The following is a 1,078-nucleotide window of genomic DNA, read 5'->3' as shown; positions in this document are numbered from 1 at the left end:
ACTTAGTACTTCCGCATCATTTCCGTTTTCAAGATTGTTTTCTCGATTTTGTTTAGGTTCTAAAATTGTTCTGTGTCGAAGTAAGGTTGATTTCATTTACGGATGTTTCTTCATATTGCGCACAACGTGTTTGTGTATGGTTAGTTGCGTGGTTAAGCAACTAATTTAGCAAAAATGTACCGAACAAGAGGAAATTCCGCAGGAATTTCCACGTAGGCAAGTCACAAGCAATTAATTATACACGTTGTTAGCCAACGTTATTTTCTTTCGACGTCAGTTATTAGTAAAGGATTTTTATTCAGTTCATCACTAATAAATTCTCGTCTGTCAGTTTTTTTGTCAATGATATTTTGATATTCGGTTGAAGTCAATCCAAAAATCTGCAAAAATTCAACTTTTCCATTTTCAGTTTCTATTTCTTTCATTGTTGGGTCTAAGGTGAATAAAATTCCTTTGATTTCGGTTGAAGGTTCCAATCGAATTGGTCCAGATGAAAGAGTCTGAAATTCTTTGAATGTCATTCCTTTAGAGAAAGTTACTTTCGCGATGTTCTGAAGTAGATTAATTGGCCAAGTCGGATATTTTTCAGAGAATTCAGTAAATTTTAGCCTAAAAGTCAATTCAAATCCAAATCCACTGATCTCTTTGTCTTCCGTTTCTTTTTCATAGATTTCCGAAAAACCATAAGTTATATAATGATAACATTTGTTTTCCTTATCCACGTAAACACTAATTCCATCGAGAGGTTCATTTCCACCAAGTGAGTAATAAATTTCTGGCGCATAATGTAGAGGAACTTGTTCACCATATTCTTTTTTCAAAGTGCTATCTATTGCATCCCAACCAATGGATTCCGTATTTTCAGAGGTTTGTCCATTCATAATGTTTGTTGAAAAGATTAAAAGGAATAAAATTTTTATTTCAATTCTCATTGTATTTCTAATGTTGGCTAACGTGTTTGTATATGGTTTGTTGCGTGGTTAAGCAACTAATTTAGTAAATAATTACTGACCAAGAAAGTCCGCGAGGACTTTCGTAAGTAGGCGAGAAACTAGCAATAAATTATATACGGTGTTGT

Annotated in this window: 1 protein-coding gene; it reads right to left on the bottom strand. The window is 33.5% G+C overall.

The genetic code is table 11. From position 1 onward, the window contains the following. Positions 1-257: 257 nt before the first annotated feature. Entirely contained in the window at positions 258-881 is a 624-nt protein-coding gene (locus ACFSSB_RS15450; protein ID WP_379905928.1) for a suppressor of fused domain protein, read from the bottom strand. Between the last annotated feature and the right edge of the window lie 197 nt (positions 882-1,078).

The organism is Lacinutrix gracilariae, from assembly GCF_042684485.1.
Classification (GTDB): domain Bacteria; phylum Bacteroidota; class Bacteroidia; order Flavobacteriales; family Flavobacteriaceae; genus Oceanihabitans; species Oceanihabitans gracilariae.
This window is presented reverse-complemented; position numbering and strand designations above follow the sequence as displayed.